Origin of the sequence: Pseudomonas sp. PDM22, from assembly GCF_014851965.1 — a bacterium.
In the GTDB taxonomy this organism is placed as follows: Bacteria; Pseudomonadota; Gammaproteobacteria; order Pseudomonadales; family Pseudomonadaceae; genus Pseudomonas.
The window spans coordinates 1-19,588 of the sequence record NZ_JACVAR010000006.1 but is presented as its reverse complement, the minus strand read 5'-3'; the positions used below and the strand labels follow the sequence as shown (position 1 = coordinate 19,588).

15 protein-coding genes and 4 tRNA genes are annotated in these 19,588 nt (G+C 59.6%); all 19 read right to left on the bottom strand.

Annotated features, from left to right (window positions below):
- Nucleotides 1-14: 14 nt before the first annotated feature.
- Complete coding sequence (gene fusA / locus IB255_RS20635) at nucleotides 15-2,150, bottom strand: elongation factor G (RefSeq protein WP_045217356.1); 2,136 nt, start codon at nucleotides 2,148-2,150, stop codon at nucleotides 15-17.
- A gap of 30 nt (nucleotides 2,151-2,180) precedes the next feature.
- Nucleotides 2,181-2,651 (bottom strand): 30S ribosomal protein S7, encoded by a 471-nt coding sequence (gene rpsG / locus IB255_RS20630; RefSeq protein WP_015475318.1) that lies wholly within the window; start codon nucleotides 2,649-2,651, stop codon nucleotides 2,181-2,183.
- 85 nt (nucleotides 2,652-2,736) lie between these two features.
- Nucleotides 2,737-3,108, bottom strand: a complete 372-nt coding sequence (rpsL, locus tag IB255_RS20625) for a 30S ribosomal protein S12 (protein WP_015475317.1) — start codon at nucleotides 3,106-3,108, stop codon at nucleotides 2,737-2,739.
- 154 nt (nucleotides 3,109-3,262) lie between these two features.
- A complete protein-coding gene (rpoC, locus tag IB255_RS20620; RefSeq protein ID WP_081520878.1) occupies nucleotides 3,263-7,462 on the bottom strand; it encodes a DNA-directed RNA polymerase subunit beta' in 4,200 nt (1,399 codons plus the stop codon).
- 66 nt (nucleotides 7,463-7,528) lie between these two features.
- Nucleotides 7,529-11,602 (bottom strand): DNA-directed RNA polymerase subunit beta, encoded by a 4,074-nt coding sequence (gene rpoB / locus IB255_RS20615; RefSeq protein WP_081520877.1) that lies wholly within the window; start codon nucleotides 11,600-11,602, stop codon nucleotides 7,529-7,531.
- Nucleotides 11,603-11,825: 223 nt separating this feature from the next.
- Complete coding sequence (gene rplL / locus IB255_RS20610) at nucleotides 11,826-12,194, bottom strand: 50S ribosomal protein L7/L12 (RefSeq protein WP_017516430.1); 369 nt, start codon at nucleotides 12,192-12,194, stop codon at nucleotides 11,826-11,828.
- 76 nt (nucleotides 12,195-12,270) lie between these two features.
- On the bottom strand, nucleotides 12,271-12,771 hold the full coding sequence (rplJ, locus tag IB255_RS20605) for a 50S ribosomal protein L10 (protein ID WP_017516429.1): 501 nt from the start codon (nucleotides 12,769-12,771) through the stop codon (nucleotides 12,271-12,273).
- Between the two features lie 202 nt (nucleotides 12,772-12,973).
- The gene (rplA, locus tag IB255_RS20600) at nucleotides 12,974-13,669 is read right to left on the bottom strand and encodes a 50S ribosomal protein L1 (RefSeq protein WP_015475312.1); all 696 of its coding nucleotides are present in this window, start codon (nucleotides 13,667-13,669) and stop codon (nucleotides 12,974-12,976) included.
- On the bottom strand, nucleotides 13,669-14,100 hold the full coding sequence (rplK, locus tag IB255_RS20595; protein ID WP_081520876.1) for a 50S ribosomal protein L11: 432 nt from the start codon (nucleotides 14,098-14,100) through the stop codon (nucleotides 13,669-13,671). The genes rplA and rplK overlap by 1 nt, the downstream gene beginning before the upstream one ends.
- Nucleotides 14,101-14,220: 120 nt before the next feature.
- Nucleotides 14,221-14,754, bottom strand: a complete 534-nt coding sequence (nusG, locus tag IB255_RS20590; RefSeq protein WP_081520875.1) for a transcription termination/antitermination protein NusG — start codon at nucleotides 14,752-14,754, stop codon at nucleotides 14,221-14,223.
- A gap of 9 nt (nucleotides 14,755-14,763) precedes the next feature.
- Complete coding sequence (gene secE, locus IB255_RS20585) at nucleotides 14,764-15,132, bottom strand: preprotein translocase subunit SecE (protein ID WP_081520874.1); 369 nt, start codon at nucleotides 15,130-15,132, stop codon at nucleotides 14,764-14,766.
- Between the two features lie 44 nt (nucleotides 15,133-15,176).
- Nucleotides 15,177-15,252, bottom strand: a tRNA-Trp gene (locus tag IB255_RS20580).
- A gap of 53 nt (nucleotides 15,253-15,305) precedes the next feature.
- Nucleotides 15,306-16,499: an elongation factor Tu gene (gene tuf / locus IB255_RS20575; protein WP_054910987.1), complete on the bottom strand. Its 1,194-nt coding sequence runs from the start codon at nucleotides 16,497-16,499 to the stop codon at nucleotides 15,306-15,308.
- An 83-nt stretch (nucleotides 16,500-16,582) separates the two neighbouring features.
- Nucleotides 16,583-16,658, bottom strand: a tRNA-Thr gene (locus IB255_RS20570).
- 19 nt (nucleotides 16,659-16,677) lie between these two features.
- Nucleotides 16,678-16,751 (bottom strand) — tRNA-Gly (locus IB255_RS20565).
- A 26-nt stretch (nucleotides 16,752-16,777) separates the two neighbouring features.
- Nucleotides 16,778-16,862: transfer RNA gene (locus IB255_RS20560), tRNA-Tyr, on the bottom strand.
- A gap of 141 nt (nucleotides 16,863-17,003) precedes the next feature.
- Nucleotides 17,004-17,684: an SPOR domain-containing protein gene (locus IB255_RS20555; protein WP_081517080.1), complete on the bottom strand. Its 681-nt coding sequence runs from the start codon at nucleotides 17,682-17,684 to the stop codon at nucleotides 17,004-17,006.
- A gap of 9 nt (nucleotides 17,685-17,693) precedes the next feature.
- Nucleotides 17,694-18,443 (bottom strand): pantothenate kinase, encoded by a 750-nt coding sequence (locus IB255_RS20550; RefSeq protein WP_081517079.1) that lies wholly within the window; start codon nucleotides 18,441-18,443, stop codon nucleotides 17,694-17,696.
- Entirely contained in the window at nucleotides 18,433-19,377 is a 945-nt protein-coding gene (gene birA, locus IB255_RS20545) for a bifunctional biotin--[acetyl-CoA-carboxylase] ligase/biotin operon repressor BirA (RefSeq protein WP_081517078.1), read from the bottom strand. The genes IB255_RS20550 and birA overlap by 11 nt, the downstream gene beginning before the upstream one ends.
- Nucleotides 19,378-19,588: the final 211 nt, after the last annotated feature.

Here is a 19,588-nt window from a genome sequence, read left to right as displayed (position 1 = left end):
CTAAAAGAGCTGAATCAAGCTTGTTTTTTGGCCAGAGCTTCGACGACGTTCGCCGGAGCTTCAGCGTACTTGGAGAATTCCATGGAGTAGCTAGCGCGACCCTGGGACATGGAACGCACGTCGGTTGCGTAACCGAACATCTCGCCCAGCGGAACCTCGGCACGGATAACCTTACCGGAAACCGAGTCTTCCATCCCCTGAATCAGACCACGACGACGGTTCAGGTCACCCATCACGTCACCCATGTAGTCCTCAGGAGTCACCACTTCCACCTTCATGATCGGCTCCAGAACCTTGCCGCCGCCCTTCTGGGCCAGCTGCTTGGTCGCCATGGAAGCAGCGATCTTGAACGCCATCTCGTTGGAGTCGACGTCGTGGTAGGAACCATCGAAGACGGTCGCCTTCAGGCCGATCAGCGGATAGCCGGCAACAACGCCGTTCTTCATCTGCTCTTCGATGCCCTTCTGGATGGCCGGGATGTATTCCTTCGGAACCACACCGCCCACGACTTCGTTGGTGAAGACCAGGCCTTCAGTGATGTTGCCCTTGTCGTCCACGTCCGGAGTCGAGAAGCGAATCCAGCAGTGACCGAACTGACCACGACCACCGGACTGACGAACGAACTTGCCTTCGATCTCGATGTTGTCCTTCGAGATGGTTTCGCGGTACGAAACCTGCGGCTTGCCAATGTTCGCCTCAACGCCGAATTCACGCTTCATGCGGTCGACGAGGATGTCCAGGTGCAGCTCACCCATACCGGAGATGATGGTCTGGCCGGTTTCTTCGTCGGTCTTGACGCGGAACGACGGGTCTTCCTGAGCCAGCTTGCCGAGGGCAATGCCCATCTTCTCCTGGTCAGCCTTGGTCTTCGGCTCAACAGCTACCGAGATTACCGGCTCCGGGAAGTCCATACGCTCGAGGATGATCGGCTTCTCGATATCGCACAGGGTGTCACCGGTGGTGACGTCCTTCATGCCAATCAGAGCAGCGATGTCGCCAGCGCGTACTTCTTTGATCTCGTCACGCTGGTTCGCGTGCATCTGCACCATACGACCAACGCGCTCTTTCTTGCCTTTCACGGAGTTGATAACGGAGTTACCGGACTCCAGAACGCCCGAGTAGACGCGAACGAAGGTCAGAGTACCTACGAACGGGTCGGTGGCGATCTTGAATGCCAGAGCCGAGAACGGAGCATTGTCGTCGGCAGGACGATCGTCCTTCGGAGCTTCGTCGCCGTCGTCGATGTGATCCGGGTGGATACCCTGGATAGCAGGGATCTCGGTCGGAGCAGGCAGGAAGTCGATCACGGCGTCGAGAACCAGGGGCACGCCCTTGTTCTTGAACGAGGAGCCGCAGACAGCCGGTACGATTTCGCAGGCGATGGTACGCAGACGCAGGCCAGCCTTGATCTCTTCGATCGACAGCTCACCCTCTTCCAGGTACTTGTTCATCAGCTCTTCGTTGGCTTCGGCAGCAGCTTCGACCATGTTGTTGCGCCACTCGGTGGCCAGCTCGACCATATCGGCAGGAATTTCTTCCTCGCGATAGGAAGTGCCCTTGTCGTCTTCGTTCCAGTAGATGGCCTTCATCTTCAGCAGGTCTACCTGCCCCTGGAAGTCATCTTCTGCACCGATGGCCAGCTGAACCGGAACCGGGGTGTGACCCAGGCGGTTCTTGATCTGACCGACGACGCGCAGGAAGTTGGCGCCGGCGCGGTCCATCTTGTTCACGTAAACGATACGCGGAACGCCGTACTTGTTGGCTTGACGCCATACGGTTTCGGACTGCGGCTCAACGCCGGAGGTGCCGCAGAACACAACGACAGCGCCGTCCAGTACGCGCAGGGAGCGCTCAACTTCAATGGTGAAGTCTACGTGGCCGGGGGTGTCGATGACGTTTACGCGGTACTTGTCGTACTGGCCGCGCGAACCTTCCCAGAAGGTGGTGATCGCAGCGGAGGTGATGGTAATACCACGCTCCTGCTCCTGCACCATCCAGTCGGTAGTGGCAGCGCCGTCATGCACCTCACCCATCTTGTGACTGAGACCTGTGTAGAACAGGATCCGCTCGGTGGTGGTGGTCTTGCCCGCGTCAACGTGGGCACAGATACCAATGTTCCGGTAGCGGTTGATTGCTGTGTTACGAGCCATAAAGCCCTCGCAGAAGTAGTGTTGCCGTAATTAGAAGCGGTAGTGCGAGAACGCTTTGTTGGCCTCGGCCATACGGTGTACGTCTTCACGCTTCTTGACAGCGGCGCCTTTACCTTCAGCGGCGTCCATCAGTTCGCCAGCGAGACGCAGAGCCATGGACTTCTCGCCACGCTTGCGGGCGAAGTCCACCAGCCAGCGCATGGCCAGTGCATTACGACGGGACGGACGTACTTCGACCGGAACCTGGTAGGTAGCACCGCCTACACGGCGGGACTTCACTTCGACCAGCGGAGCGATGGCGTCGAGTGCTTTTTCGAAGAGTTCCAGGGGGTCGCCTTTACCGCGCTCTTTGACCTTGTCCAGAGCACCGTAAACGATACGCTCGGCAACGGCTTTCTTGCCGCTTTCCATCACGTGGTTCATGAACTTCGCCAGAATCTGGCTTCCGTATTTAGGATCGGCCAGGATCTCACGTTTGGCCGCTACACGACGTCTTGGCATTGATAAGCCCTCAAACGGTCTTCAGGTAATCCGGGACTTGATGCCCGACCTTACTCTTATCGACTCAGCAAATAGGAAAACAAAATTACTTCGGACGCTTCGCGCCGTACTTCGAACGACCCTGCTTACGGTCTTTAACGCCGGAGGTATCCAGCGAACCGCGCACGGTGTGGTAGCGAACACCCGGAAGGTCCTTTACACGACCGCCACGGATCAGCACTACGCTGTGCTCCTGCAGGTTGTGACCTTCACCACCGATGTACGAGGAAACCTCGAAACCGTTGGTCAGGCGAACACGGCACACTTTACGCAGTGCGGAGTTCGGCTTCTTCGGGGTGGTGGTGTATACGCGGGTGCATACGCCGCGACGCTGAGGGCAGTTCTGCAGGGCAGGAACGCCGCTCTTGTCTACCAGGCGCTTGCGCGGTTTGCGCACCAGCTGGTTGATAGTTGCCATCTATAGCTCCACTGATTGTCTTACGACACTTAAAAACGAAAATGGGCAGAGCATGCGCCCTGCCAATTTTCGGGGTACAAGATACTAAAGAGCTTACGGATTCCAGTCAAGACAAAGCCCCGGTTGTCAAGACAACCGGGGCTTTGTTTGAGGCTTAGTTACCGCTCAGATTGAGCGCTTCGGCCAGTGCTGCTTCGGCCTCGCTCGCGCTCACACGCTGCGGTTTGCCGAGCTCGCGCTGACGCTTGCGCTCGCTGTGGTAAGCCAGACCGGTACCCGCCGGGATCAGACGACCCACGACCACGTTCTCCTTCAGGCCGCGCAGGAAGTCGCGCTTGCCGGTGACCGCCGCCTCGGTGAGGACGCGGGTGGTCTCCTGGAAGGATGCCGCCGAGATGAACGACTCGGTGGACAGCGAGGCCTTGGTGATGCCCAGCAGAACGCGCTCGTACTTGGCCGGGAACTTGTCCTGGGTGCCTAGTACTTCGTTCTCTTCCAGCACGTGAACCAGTTCGACCTGGTCGCCCTTGATGAAGGACGAATCGCCCGACTCGGCCACTTCGACCTTGCGCAGCATCTGGCGCAGGATGGTCTCGATGTGCTTGTCGTTGATCTTCACGCCCTGCAGACGGTAAACGTCCTGGATCTCGTTGACGATGTACTTGGCCAGCGAGCTGACACCCAGCAGACGGAGGATGTCGTGCGGGTTGCTCGGGCCGTCGGAGATCACTTCACCACGGCTTACCTGTTCACCTTCGAACACGTTCAGGTGACGCCACTTCGGAATCAGCTCCTCGTACGGATCGCTACCGTCGGTGGGAGTGATGACCAGGCGACGCTTGCCCTTGGTTTCCTTGCCGAAGGAAATGGTGCCGCTGATTTCCGCCAGGATCGAAGGCTCTTTCGGACGACGAGCTTCGAACAGGTCGGCAACGCGCGGCAGACCACCGGTGATGTCGCGGGTCTTCGAGGTTTCCTGCGGGATACGCGCGATAACGTCACCGATACGCACTTTCGCGCCATCGTTGAGGTTGACCAGGGCGTTAGCCGGCAGGAAGTATTGAGCCGGTACATCGGTACCCGGCAGCAGCAGATCCTTGCCTGCGGCGTCGATCAGCTTCACGGCCGGACGAATGTCCTTGCCGGCAGCCGGACGATCCTTCGGATCCATCACTTCAATGTTGGTCAGACCGGTCAGTTCGTCGGTCTGGCGCTTGATGGTGATGCCCTCTTCCATGCCCACGAAGGCCACGGTGCCGTCCATCTCGGTGACGATCGGGTGGGTGTGCGGGTCCCACTTGGCGACGATGGCGCCCGGATCGACCTTGTCACCTTCCTTCACGGAAATCACCGCACCGTACGGCAGCTTGTAGCGCTCGCGCTCACGACCGAAGTCGTCGGCTACCGCCAGCTCGCCGGAACGGGAAACCGCTACCAGGGCGCCGTCGGCACGCTCTACGTGCTTCAGGTTGTGCAGGCGAATGGTGCCGCCGTTCTTGACCTGTACGTTGTCCACCGCGGAAGTACGGCTGGCCGCACCACCGATGTGGAAGGTACGCATGGTCAGCTGGGTACCCGGCTCACCGATCGACTGGGCAGCGATAACGCCGACAGCCTCACCGATGTTCACGCGGTGACCACGGGCCAGATCGCGGCCGTAGCACATGGCGCAGATGCCGTGACGGGTTTCGCAGGTGATCGGCGAACGCACAACGACTTCGTCGACGCTCATCTGCTCGAGGAAATCGACCCACTTCTCGTCGATCAGAGTACCGGCTTCGACGATCACGTCGTCGCTGCCCGGCTTGAACACGTCGCGAGCCATTACGCGGCCGAGTACACGCTCACCCAGCGGCTCTACCACGTCGCCGCCTTCGATGTGCGGGGACATGACCAGGCCATGCTCGGTGCCGCAGTCGATCTCGGTCACGACCAGGTCCTGGGCCACGTCGACGAGACGACGGGTCAGGTAACCGGAGTTCGCGGTCTTCAGTGCGGTATCCGCCAGACCTTTACGAGCACCGTGAGTGGAGATGAAGTACTGGAGTACGTTCAGGCCTTCACGGAAGTTCGCGGTGATCGGGGTCTCGATGATGGAGCCGTCCGGCTTGGCCATCAGGCCACGCATACCGGCCAGCTGACGGATCTGGGCCGCGGAACCCCGCGCACCGGAGTCCGCCATCATGTACATGGAGTTGAAGGACTCCTGGTCGACCTGCTTGCCTTCGCGATCGGTCACCTTCTCTTTCGAGAGGTTGGCCATCATCGCTTTGGACACTTCGTCGTTGGCCTTGGACCAGAGGTCGATCACCTTGTTGTACTTCTCGCCCTGGGTTACCAGGCCGGAGGCGTACTGGCTCTCGATCTCCTTCACTTCCTCGGTGGCGGCATCGATGATGCGGGCCTTTTCGTCCGGGATGACGAAGTCGTTCACGCCGATCGATACACCGGAGATGGTCGAGTAGGCGAAGCCGGTGTACATCAGCTGGTCAGCGAAGATGACGGTGTCCTTCAGACCCACCACGCGGTAGCAGTGGTTGATCAGCTTGGAGATCGCCTTCTTCTTCATCGACTGATTGACCACGTCGAAGGGCAGGCCGGCCGGAACAACCTGGAACAGCAGCGCACGGCCGACAGTGGAGTCGACGATACGGGTGTTGGCGGTCAGGGTGCCGTCTTCGTTCTTGATCTTCTCGTTGATGCGCACTTTTACGCGGGCGTGCAGGGACACCTGGCCGCTACGGTACGCGCGGTCAACTTCCTGCAGGTCTGCGAAAGCCATGCCCTCGCCCTTCGCGTTGATCGCTTCACGGGTCATGTAGTACAAACCCATTACCACGTCCTGCGACGGAACGATGATCGGCTCGCCGTTGGCGGGCGACAGAATGTTGTTGGTGGACATCATCAGCGCGCGCGCTTCCAGCTGAGCCTCGAGGGTCAGCGGAACGTGCACGGCCATCTGGTCACCGTCGAAGTCGGCGTTGTACGCGGCGCAGACCAGCGGGTGCAGCTGGATGGCTTTACCTTCGATCAGTACCGGCTCGAACGCCTGGATGCCCAGACGGTGCAGGGTCGGCGCACGGTTCAGCAGTACGGGGTGTTCGCGGATGACTTCAGCGAGAACGTCCCACACTTCCGGCAGCTCGCGCTCGACCATCTTCTTGGCAGCCTTGATGGTGGTGGCCATGCCACGACCTTCCAGCTTGCCGAAGATGAACGGCTTGAACAGCTCCAGGGCCATCTTCTTCGGCAGACCGCACTGGTGCAGACGCAGGGTCGGGCCTACGGTAATTACCGAACGACCGGAGTAGTCTACGCGCTTGCCGAGCAGGTTCTGACGGAAGCGACCCTGCTTGCCCTTGATCATGTCGGCCAGGGACTTCAGCGGGCGCTTGTTCGAGCCAGTGATGGCACGGCCGCGGCGGCCGTTGTCCAGCAGGGCGTCGACGGCTTCCTGCAGCATGCGCTTTTCGTTGCGCACGATGATGTCGGGAGCTGCCAGATCGAGCAGGCGCTTCAGACGGTTGTTACGGTTGATCACGCGGCGATACAGATCGTTCAGATCCGAAGTCGCGAAGCGGCCGCCATCCAGCGGAACCAGCGGACGCAGGTCCGGCGGCAGCACCGGCAGGACGGTCAGCACCATCCACTCGGGATGGTTGCCGGAGCCCTGGAAGGCTTCCATCAGCTTCAGGCGCTTGGACAGCTTCTTGATCTTGGTTTCCGAGTTGGTCTGCGGAATCTCTTCGCGCAGGCGGCCAATCTCGTGCTCCAGATCGATAGCGTTGAGCAGCTCGCGAACGGCTTCCGCACCCATGCGGGCGTCGAAGTCGTCACCGAACTCTTCGAGAGCTTCGAAGTACTGCTCGTCGTTCAGCAGCTGACCCTTCTCGAGGGTGGTCATGCCCGGATCGATCACCACGTAGCTCTCGAAATAGAGCACGCGCTCGATGTCACGCAGGGTCATGTCCAGCAGCAGGCCGATACGGGACGGCAGGGACTTCAGGAACCAGATGTGGGCGACCGGCGAGGCCAGCTCGATGTGGCCCATGCGCTCGCGGCGCACCTTGGCCAGAGCGACTTCCACGCCGCACTTCTCGCAGATCACACCGCGGTGTTTCAGGCGCTTGTACTTACCGCACAGGCACTCGTAGTCCTTCACCGGGCCAAAGATCTTGGCGCAGAACAGGCCATCGCGCTCCGGCTTGAAGGTACGGTAGTTGATGGTCTCCGGCTTCTTGACTTCGCCGAAGGACCAGGAACGAATCATCTCGGGCGAGGCCAGGCCAATACGGATGGCATCGAACTCTTCGATCTGACCCTGGTTTTTCAACAGATTAAGCAAGTCTTTCAAGGCCTTTCCTCCTCACGGACCCGGTGCGACCGGCCTTGACCAGCCGCACCGTTCTGACGTCACGTGTTATTCGGTTTCCAGTTCGATATCGATGCCGAGCGAGCGGATCTCTTTGATCAACACGTTGAAGGACTCGGGCATGCCGGCCTCCATGCGGTGATCCCCGTCCACGATGTTCTTGTACATCTTGGTACGGCCGTTCACGTCGTCCGACTTCACGGTCAGCATTTCCTGCAGGGTGTAGGCGGCACCGTAGGCTTCCAGCGCCCAGACCTCCATCTCCCCGAAACGCTGGCCACCGAACTGCGCCTTACCACCCAGCGGCTGCTGGGTAACCAGGCTGTAAGAGCCGGTGGAACGTGCGTGCATCTTGTCATCGACCAGGTGGTTCAGCTTGAGCATGTACATGTAACCAACGGTGGTCGTACGCTCGAACTGGTTGCCGGTGCGGCCGTCATACAGACGCATCTGACCGCTCTCCGGCAGATCGGCCAGCTTCAGCATGGCCTTGATCTCGCGCTCCTTGGCACCGTCGAACACCGGGGTAGCCATGGGCACGCCGCCCTTGAGGTTGTTGGCCAGAGCGAGGATCTCGTTATCGTTCAGCTCGTCCAGGCTTTCCTGGCGGCCGCCGATCTCGTTGTAGATCTCGTTCAGGAACACACGCAGCTCGGCGATCTTGCGCTGCTCTTCGAGCATGCGGTTGATCTTCTCGCCCAGGCCCTTGGCCGCAAGGCCCAGGTGGGTTTCGAGAATCTGACCGACGTTCATACGCGACGGTACGCCCAGCGGGTTCAGAACGATGTCGACCGGAGTGCCATGCACGTCGTGCGGCATGTCTTCGACCGGCATGATCACCGAGACCACACCCTTGTTACCGTGGCGGCCTGCCATCTTGTCGCCCGGCTGGATGCGGCGCTTGATAGCGAGGTAGACCTTGACGATCTTCAGTACGCCCGGAGCCAGGTCGTCGCCCTGCTGCAGCTTGCGCTTCTTGTCTTCGAACTTGTCGTCCAGCATCTGACGGCGGTCGCTGATGTAGGCCTGGGCCTTCTCCAGCTGCTCGTTCAGAGCATCTTCCGCCATGCGCAGCTTGAACCACTGGCCGCGCTCGAGGCCGTCCAGGTACTCGTCGGTGATCTCTGCGCCTTTCTTCAGGGCAGGACCGCCGTCGGCCTTGGCGCCGACCAGAGCGGAACGCAGACGCTCGAAGGTTGCGCCTTCGACGATGCGGAACTCTTCGTTCAGGTCCTTGCGGATCTCGTCCAGCTGCATCTTCTCGATGGACAGGGCACGGCTGTCGCGCTCCACGCCATCGCGGGTGAAGACCTGTACGTCGATGACGGTACCCTTGGTGCCGGTCGGCACGCGCAGGGAGGTGTCCTTCACGTCGGACGCCTTCTCACCGAAGATCGCACGCAGCAGCTTCTCTTCCGGAGTCAGCTGGGTCTCGCCTTTCGGGGTGACCTTGCCGACCAGGATGTCGCCAGCCTGTACTTCGGCGCCGACGTAGACGATGCCAGCTTCGTCCAGCTTGTTCAGCGCAGCCTCACCCACGTTCGGGATGTCCGCGGTGATTTCTTCTGGGCCGAGCTTGGTGTCACGGGCAACGCAAGTCAGTTCCTGGATGTGGATCGTGGTGAAACGATCTTCCTGGACCACGCGCTCGGACAGGCAGATGGAGTCTTCGAAGTTGAAGCCGTTCCAGGGCATGAACGCTACGCGCATGTTCTGACCCAGAGCCAGTTCACCCATGTCGGTGGACGGGCCGTCGGCCAGGATGTCGCTGCGCGAAACCTGGTCACCCTTCTGCACCAGCGGACGCTGGTTGATGCAGGTGTTCTGGTTCGAACGGGTGTACTTGGTCAGGTTGTAGATGTCGACACCGGCTTCACCAGTCTCGACTTCGTCGTCGTTCACGCGGACCACGATACGGCTGGCGTCGACCGAGTCGATCACGCCGCCACGACGGGCAACCACGCAGACACCGGAGTCACGGGCGACGTTGCGCTCCATGCCAGTACCTACCAGCGGCTTGTCGGCGCGCAGGGTCGGTACAGCCTGACGCTGCATGTTCGAACCCATGAGTGCACGGTTGGCGTCGTCGTGCTCGAGGAACGGAATCAGCGAGGCAGCGACGGAAACGACCTGCTTCGGCGACACGTCCATGAGGGTGACGTCTTCCGGCGCCTTCACGGTGAATTCGTTCAGGTGACGTACGGCTACCAGTTCGTCGATCAGCTCACCCTTTTCGTTCAGGGTGGCGGAGGCCTGGGCGATCACATGATCGGCCTCTTCGATCGCGGACAGGAAGACGATGTCGTCGCTGACCAGACCTTCCTTCACCACGCGGTACGGGCTTTCGAGGAAGCCGTACTTGTTGGTGCGGGCGTAGGTGGCCAGGGAGTTGATCAGACCGATGTTCGGACCTTCAGGGGTTTCGATCGGGCACACGCGACCGTAGTGGGTCGGGTGTACGTCACGAACCTCGAAGCCCGCGCGCTCACGGGTCAGACCACCCGGGCCGAGTGCGGAGACGCGGCGCTTGTGGGTGATCTCGGAGAGCGGGTTGTTCTGGTCCATGAACTGCGACAGCTGGCTGGAACCGAAGAACTCCTTGATCGCGGCAGCCACCGGCTTGGCGTTGATCAGGTCCTGCGGCATCAGGCCTTCGCTTTCGGCCATCGACAGACGTTCCTTGACCGCGCGCTCTACACGCACCAGGCCAACGCGGAACTGGTTCTCGGCCATCTCGCCGACGCAACGGACGCGACGGTTACCCAGGTGGTCGATGTCGTCGACGATGCCTTTACCGTTACGGATGGCAACCAGGGTCTTGAGGACCTCGACGATGTCTTCCTTGCTCAGGACGCCGGCGCCTTCGATCTCGGTACGACCGATACGACGGTTGAACTTCATGCGGCCAACGGCGGACAGGTCGTAACGCTCGGCGCTGAAGAACAGGTTGCCGAACAGGGTCTCGGCGGCTTCCTTGGTCGGCGGCTCGCCGGGACGCATCATGCGATAGATCTCGACCAGCGCTTCCAGTTGGTTGCTGGTGGAGTCGATCTTCAGCGTGTCGGAGATGAACGGACCGCAGTCGATGTCGTTGGTGTACAGGGTTTCCAGGCGCGCAACCTGGGCCTTGGCGATCTTGGCCAGGGCATCGACGGTCAGCTCGGTGTTGCACTCGGCGATGATCTCGCCGGTAGCCGGGTGCACGACAGCCTTGGCCACGGTACGGCCAATCAGGTAGTCGAACGGCACTTCCAGCTGGCTGATGCCAGCCTTCTCGAGCTGATTGATGTGGCGCGCGGTGATACGGCGGCCCGCTTCAACGATGACCTTGCCGGCAGCATCCTTGATGTCGAAGCTGGCGATCTCGCCACGCAGACGCGACGGCACCAGCTCCAGATTCAGGGTCTCGCCCTTGATCTCGTAGACGTTGGTGTCATAGAACGCGTTGAGGATTTCCTCGGTGCTGTAGTTCAGCGCGCGCAGCAGGACGGAAGCCGGCAGTTTGCGGCGACGGTCGATACGAACGAACACGCAGTCCTTCGGATCGAACTCGAAGTCGAGCCAGGAGCCGCGGTAAGGAATGATGCGCGCGGAGTACAGCAGCTTGCCGGAGCTGTGGGTCTTGCCACGGTCGTGGTCGAAGAACACGCCCGGGGAGCGGTGCAGCTGGGAAACGATGACGCGCTCGGTACCGTTGATGATGAAGGTACCGTTCTCGGTCATCAGGGGGATTTCCCCCATGTAGACTTCTTGTTCCTTGATGTCCTTGATCGCTTTGTTCGACGATTCCTTGTCGAAAATGATCAGGCGCACTTTCACACGCAGCGGGACCGCGAAGGTCACACCACGCAGCACGCATTCCTTGACATCGAAGGCCGGCTCACCCAGACGGTAGCCGACGTATTCCAGGGCAGCATTGCCGGAATAGCTGATAATCGGGAAGACGGACTTGAAGGCCGCATGCAGGCCGATATCTCGGACCTGGTCCTTGCTTGCACCCGCCTGCAGGAATTCGCGATAGGAATCCAGCTGGATGGCCAGCAAATACGGCACATCCATGACGTCCGGCAACTTGCTAAAGTCCTTGCGGATACGTTTTTTCTCAGTGTATGAGTAAGCCATCAGCGTTCCCCAGCTTGGTCACCTGCTTGTTTGGCCTCTCCCGCACAGGGGAGCAGCCCAAAAATCGTGCAAACCCTAGGTTTGCGCCGCCACTCGTGGCGGGATTTTCACGTTATGGGAGGCACCTACGGCACCCCACCCATAACGGAAAAAGGCCGGTGGCAATTGCCACCAGCCATCAGCCTGTCGCTTAACGCTCGGGCTGTCGACGCAAGGTACGAACTTACTTGAGCTCGACCTTGGCGCCTGCTTCTTCCAGGGCTTTCTTGGCAGCTTCGGCTTCTTCTTTCGAAGCGCCTTCCTTGACCACGCCCGGGGCGCCGTCAACGACAGCCTTGGCTTCTTTCAGGCCCAGGCCGGTCAGTTCACGAACGACCTTGATCACGTTCACTTTCTTGTCGCCAGCTTCGGCCAGGACGATGGTGAACTCGGTCTGCTCTTCAGCAGCGGCAGCAGCCGGGCCGGCAGCAGCAACGGTAGCGGCAGCAGCGGTAACGCCGAACTTCTCTTCCATCGCCTTGATCAGTTCAACGATCTGCATGACGGACATTTCGGATACGGCGGAGATGATGTCTTCGTTGGTCAGAGCCATGACTCTAATTCCTGTATTGGGTGACGGCCTAAGGCCATCGAATTAAACAAAAAAGGTTGAAAGCAGATGCCGAGCCTTAGGCTGCGGTAGCTTCTTTCTGATCGCGAATTGCCGCCAGAGTACGAGCCAGCTTGCTGGTAGCGCCTTGGATCACGCTCATCAGCTGTGCAACAGCTTCGTTGTAGGTCGGCAGGGTCGCCAGCACGTCGATCTGATTGGCTGCGAGGAACTGACCCTCGAACGCGGCCGCCTTGATCTCGAACTTGTCCTGACCCTTGGCAAACTCCTTGAAGATACGAGCGGCAGCGCCCGGATGTTCGTTGGAGAAAGCAATCAGGGTCGGGCCCTTGAACGTGTCGTTGAGCACTTCAAACTGAGTGCCTTCAACGGCGCGCTTGAGCAGGGTGTTACGTACGACTTTCACGTACACACCAGCTGCGCGGGCCTCTTTACGGAGTCCGGTCATAGCGCCGACAGTCACGCCGCGTGCATCAACCACGACAGCGGACAGACCGGCTTTGGCAGCCTCGTTGACTTCAGCGACGATGGCCTTCTTGTCTTCGAGTTTAATTGCCACGGGTTTACTCCTGGATGTTACCGATTCGTCCAGCCGGAGCCGGACGGCGTTTTGGTGTCTGATTCGGTAAACGAATCGGGAGCACCATCTGCGTAGGCTTGAGGTTTAAGGCTTGCGCCGCCTACGGTCTTGGATAGCCCCCGCCAGGCAGGGACCCCAATACCTGCGAGCAGTGGGCGAACCCACTACTCGACTTAGTTCATCAGCCTTCCAGCGAAGCCTGATCGATCTGCAGACCCGGGCCCATGGTGGTGCTCAGGGTTACGCGCTGAACGTACACGCCCTTCGAGGAGGACGGCTTCAGGCGCTTCAGATCGCTCAGCAGCGCTTCCACGTTCTGCTTCAGCTTGACCGGCTCGAAGTCGATCTTGCCAACGGAAGCGTGGATGATGCCGTTCTTGTCGGTACGGAAACGTACCTGACCGGCTTTGGCGTTCTTGACGGCGGTAGCGACGTCCGGGGTCACGGTGCCGACCTTCGGGTTCGGCATCAGACCGCGCGGGCCCAGTACCTGGCCCAGCTGGCCAACAACACGCATCGCGTCCGGGGAGGCGATAACGACGTCGTAGTTCAGGTCGCCGGCTTTCATTTCGGCAGCCAGTTCGTCCATGCCAACCTTGTCTGCACCAGCAGCCAGGGCAGCTTCAACACCAGGACCCTGGGTGAAGACGGCAACGCGTACGGATTTGCCGGTACCGTTCGGCAGAACGGTGGCGCCACGTACGACCTGGTCGGATTTACGCGGATCAACGCCCAGATTGATGGCGATGTCCACGGACTCCTTGAACTTGATGGTCGACAGCTCGGCCAGCAGCTTGGCGGCATCTTCGAAGCCGTATTGCTTGCCTGCTTCGATCTTCTCGGCGATAGCCTTTTGACGCTTGGTCAGCTTAGCCATTACACACCCTCCACGTTCAGGCCCATGCTGCGCGCGGAGCCAGCAATGGTGCGTACGGCAGCGTCCAGGTCAGCAGCGGTCAGGTCAGCCTGCTTGGCCTTGGCGATCTCTTCCAGCTGAGCACGGGTAACGGTGCCGACTTTCTGAGAGTTCGGACGAGCGGAACCGCTGGTGATGCCAGCTGCTTTTTTCAGCAGGACGGCAGCGGGGGTGCTCTTGGTTTCGAAGGTGAAGCTACGGTCGCTGTAAACGGTGATGATCACAGGAGTCGGCAGACCCGGCTCTTGGCCTTGGGTCTTGGCGTTGAACGCCTTGCAGAATTCCATGATGTTCACGCCGTGCTGACCCAGAGCCGGGCCGACGGGCGGCGACGGGTTGGCCTGGCCGGCCTTAACTTGCAGCTTGATGTAAGCCGAGATTTTCTTAGCCATTTGCTACTCCAAATGCGGGTCAAGCGCCCTGCCGGGCTCCCCGGTTGCTTTCGCGTTTTATCCCAAGGACGACAAAACCCCGCAGCCTAGGGCTGCGGGGTGTGGGATTCAGTGTGCCAGTTAAACTTTCTCTACCTGGCTGAACTCCAGCTCTACCGGGGTAGAGCGACCGAAAATGAGCACAGCGACCTGGATGCGGCTCTTTTCGTAGTTAACTTCTTCGACGACGCCATTGAAATCAGCGAACGGACCATCGATGACACGAACAGTCTCGCCCGGCTCGAACAGTGTCTTCGGCTTCGGCTTGTCGCCGCTATCAGCGACACGACGCAGGATGGCATCAGCCTCTTTATCGGTGATCGGCGCCGGCTTGTCGGCGGTACCACCAATGAAGCCCATGACGCGAGGAGTATCCTTGACCAGGTGCCAAGTACCCTCGTTCATATCCATCTGCACCAGGACATAGCCCGGGAAGAATTTGCGCTCACTCTTGCGCTTCTGGCCGTTCCGCATCTCCACGACTTCTTCAGTGGGGACGAGAATCTCACCAAACCCATCTTCCATGCCGGCCAGTTTGACCCGCTCGATCAGCGAGCGCATGACATGCTTCTCGTAACCCGAGTAGGCATGCACAACGTACCAACGCTTAGCCACGGAACACCCTTAACCTACGATCATGGAAACCAGCCAACCCAGCAGGGAGTCGAGCCCCCAAAGCACCAGCGCCATTACCAGCACTACTGCCACTACGATCAGCGTGGTCTGAGTTGTCTCTTGACGAGACGGCCATACAACCTTGCGAATCTCGGCGCGAGCTTCTTTAGCCAAAGTAAAGAAGGCACGCCCCTTGACGGTCTGCAGCGAGATGAAGCCAGCAACAGCCGCCATTACGAGGATACCGAGAACGCGATAGAAGATCGGTTGCGCGGAATAATACTGATTGGCAACCACAGCCACCACAACCAGCACTGCAACCACAAGCCACTTCAAGAGATCAAGACGCGACTCTTTGGCTTCTACCTTCGCATTCATCTGCTAGGAATCCCGTTTAAAGAAGTGCCAGATCTTGAGAAATCTGGCAGGCCAGGAGGGAATCGAACCCCCAACCTGCGGTTTTGGAGACCGCCGCTCTGCCAATTGAGCTACTGGCCTAGAACAAAGTCAGGCCGACCATTATGCCGGCCTGAGAGGGAAAGATCAATCGATTATTCGATGATCTTGGCAACCACGCCTGCGCCAACGGTACGGCCGCCTTCGCGAATCGCGAAGCGCAGGCCATCTTCCATGGCGATCGGAGCGATCAGGGTGACAACCATTTTCACGTTGTCGCCCGGCATTACCATCTCAACGCCTTCCGGCAGCTCGCAGTTGCCGGTTACGTCGGTGGTACGGAAGTAGAACTGCGGGCGGTAGCCCTTGAAGAACGGGGTGTGACGACCACCTTCTTCCTTGGACAGTACGTACACTTCGCACTCGAACTTGGTGTGCGGCTTGATGGTGCCCGGCTTGGCCAGAACCTGGCCACGCTCTACGTCTTCACGCTTGGTGCCACGCAGCAGAACGCCAACGTTCTCACCAGCACGACCTTCGTCGAGCAGCTTGCGGAACATTTCAACGCCGGTGCAGGTAGTCTTGGTAGTCGCCTTGATACCGACGATTTCCACTTCTTCCTGGATCTTGACGATGCCACGCTCAACACGGCCAGTTACCACGGTGCCACGACCGGAGATCGAGAATACGTCTTCGATCGGCATCAGGAACGGCTTGTCGATGGCGCGCTCGGGCTCAGGGATGTACGAGTCCAGGGTTTCTACCAGCTTGCGCACGGCGGAAACGCCCATCTCGTTGTCGTCCTGGCCGTTCAGAGCCATCAGAGCGGAACCGATCACGATCGGAGTGTCGTCGCCCGGGAAGTCGTAGGTGTTCAGCAGATCGCGAACTTCCATTTCGACCAGCTCCAGCAGCTCGGCGTCGTCAACCATGTCGGCCTTGTTCAGGAACACGACAATGTAAGGAACGCCTACCTGACGGGACAGCAGGATGTGCTCGCGGGTCTGCGGCATGGGGCCGTCAGCAGCCGAGCAAACCAGGATCGCGCCGTCCATCTGGGCAGCACCAGTGATCATGTTCTTCACGTAGTCGGCGTGGCCCGGGCAGTCTACGTGAGCGTAGTGGCGTACCGGCGAGTCGTATTCAACGTGAGAGGTGTTGATGGTGATACCACGAGCCTTCTCTTCCGGAGCGTTGTCGATCTGGTCGAAAGCGCGAGCGGAGCCGCCCCAGGTCTCGGAGCAGACCTTGGTCAGAGCAGCGGTCAGAGTGGTTTTGCCGTGGTCAACGTGACCGATGGTGCCGACGTTTACGTGCGGCTTGTTACGCTCAAACTTTTCTTTAGCCATCTTGACCGCCTCCCGTAAGGAATTGAGAAAGTCACGTCACCATTAAAACAAAGGCAGATATTTTCATATCTGCCTTTGCGAGATGGAGCTCATGAGCGGATTTGAACCGCTGACCTCACCCTTACCAAGGGTGTGCTCTACCAGCTGAGCTACATGAGCAAGACATAAGCAACAAACTTGGAGCGGGTAGCGGGAATCGAACCCGCATCATCAGCTTGGAAGGCTGAGGTTCTACCACTGAACTATACCCGCGGAGCTTGCAGCTCACGCTTGAAAACTGGTGGAGGGGGAAGGATTCGAACCTTCGAAGTCTGAGACGTCAGATTTACAGTCTGATCCCTTTGGCCGCTCGGGAACCCCTCCGAGTGAGGCGGCATTCTACAGCCTGCCACCGCGTTGTCAACTGTTTTTCTTTAAAAAACTTGAGCTTAGCTCTTCGACAACGGCTTCCAGTGTTTGACCTTTTCAGGCCGCCCCTGTGAAGCGGGCGCCATTCTATTCAAACTATTGAGGGCTTGCAACGCTTTTACACGGCATTGTTTGTTTTTCCAGTTCCGGGAAGTCCGGGACCAGTTGACGCACCACGGAATCGTCCACCAGGCGCGCGCTTTCTGCGGCTATCTGCGCCCAGTAATCATGCTGCGAGCGAGCAAGTTCGCGCACCAGAGCATCGTAGCCAGCAGATTTCAGACGCTCGACAACACTGTCAGCGGAATCCTTGCGCTGGAAGATCCCGAGGGAAATCCCGTCAGTCAGGTCGCCCTCGGTGATGATGTAGCTATCGATCTTGCGCGCCTGCAGCTCGCGCAGCTGCCACAGCGATGCCTGGCGCGATGCCAGCGGCGGCAGATAAACCCAGTAGTCGACACCTGCCGCGGCATCCACCGTCTGCACTGACGCCTGGACATCCAGGCTCAGCAAGCGCTGGACCAGTTGCCGGGCGCGATCCTCAGCAGGGAAGCTGCCCAGGAAGACACACGCGGACGCAGGAGCAGCCGCCGGCTTTTCTTCTGCCGGACGACGCTGAGGCGCCTCGGCAGACTCACTGAGCAGGCGAATATTCTTCTGCTCAGAGTGAAACAGACTGAGCGGCGCAATCTCCTTCGGGCGAAGCGGCGCCTGCTGCTGGTGCCAGACGTAATAGAAGACATTGAGGGCGAGCAGGAAGAGGAAGAACCAACGCATCGATCAGACTCACTCGATCGGACAGGCAAGCGCCAAGCCGAGAAACACCAGGTCCGGAAGCACGACAGCACGAGCACTCTCATCCTTGACGAGCTCAGCATCACCCCCGGTCAGATAGACAGCGCAGTCATCGCCCAGCAGCTTGTTGGCCAGAGCAATCTGCTCCCGCACAAACCCGCGCAGCATCAGCACGCAACCGCGCTCTACGGCCTCGGACGTTTCCTGGCCTGGCAACAGATTCTGCAGCGCTTCATGAGCCGCCTCATCGTCATAACGAATACGCCGCGTGTGCGTGCGCAACTGGCTGCGCATCAGGGGCATCCCGGGAGCTATATAGCCACCCAGGTGCTTGCCGGCGGCGTCGACCAGATCGGAAGTGACCGCAGTGCCCAGATCTAGCACCAGGCAGCCACGCCCCGCAAGGCAATGGCCCGCCACGAGGGCAAGCCAGCGATCCATCCCGAGGCGCTGATACTCGCGGTAGCCATTCAGCACACCGCTCAGCTCGGTCGCCGGCGCAGCAATCTGCACAGCAATGGGGAATGCGCTTTCCAGGCCAACACGAAGCGCGTCGGTTTCCTGCTCGCTGCGGACGCTGACCATACGGCAATAGCGAATATCGACCACTTCGCTGGCCTGCAATTGCGCAAGCAGCGCCTGATCGGAATCAGCCACGCCACCCGCGACGGTCACCAGGTCGTGCTTTCTGACCACCCGCCACTTGATCAGGCTGTTTCCGCAATCCAACTCAAGAATCATCCGACAACCTCAGACTCAGCTCGCCTCCGCTGTAGCTCTGCTCCTTGCCATCCACCAGGAGACGCAGCGCGCCTCTTTCATCGATGCCAAGGGCACGCCCAACGATATTATTGGCGACAGTGGACAGTGTGACCTGCCGCCCCTGCCATAGATGAAGGGATTCCCACTCCTCGCGACTCGCGGCAAATCCGCGTTCGCGATGACGGGAGAGCGCATGCGCGAGTTGTGACTCCAACGCCTGCAGCAACTCATTGCGATCGACCAGCCTGCCCAGCGCCTCTCGCACCGACGTCCAGGGCTGATCAATGGCGTCAGCCTTGCGCATGTTCACATTGATACCGATACCGATGGCAACGCTGCAGATGTCAGCAGGATCCCCAGTCAACTCCAACAGGATACCGGCGATCTTCTTGCCACCGACGAGGACGTCATTGGGCCATTTCAGGCCGACATCCTTTACGCCCAGCGCCTGGATGGCCTTCGCCACAGCAAGACCAACCACCAGACTCATCCCCTCCAGCTCCTGCGCACCACCGCGCACAGTGATGCCGAGGGTGTAATAAAGGTTGGCGCCGAACGGACTTTCCCACTGCCGCCCTCGCCTCCCCCGCCCAGCGGTCTGGCGCTCACCAAGAATGGCGAACGGCGCCACAGAGCCGGCAGAGAGACGTCTCAGGACCTCAGCGTTGGTGGAGTCGATCGAAAACAGGACATCGAGAGGCCACTGGCCGGAGTCGGACCTGGGCGAGATGATGCTCAGAGGCTCTTCCAGGCGGTAGCCACGGCCGCGCACTCGCTGCACGACCATACCGTAGTCACGCTCAAAACCCTCAAGGCGCTTCCAGACGGCACTGCGACTTACTCCGAGAAGAGCACCCAGCTCCTCTCCGGAATGAAAGCGGCCATCGCTCAGCAGTTTCAGCAAGGTCTGCATATCACCCCCGCAACAGTCAGGCACGCATCATATAGAGGCATGCCTGAATTGCCTACGCAGCAATGGCCCGACTTTTCAGCGCGCAAAAGCAAAACCCCCGGCCAGCGATGCTGACCAGGGGTCTTGGGATAGGAGCTTGACGATGACCTACTCTCACATGGAGAAACTCCACACTACCATCGGCGATGCGTCGTTTCACTACTGAGTTCGG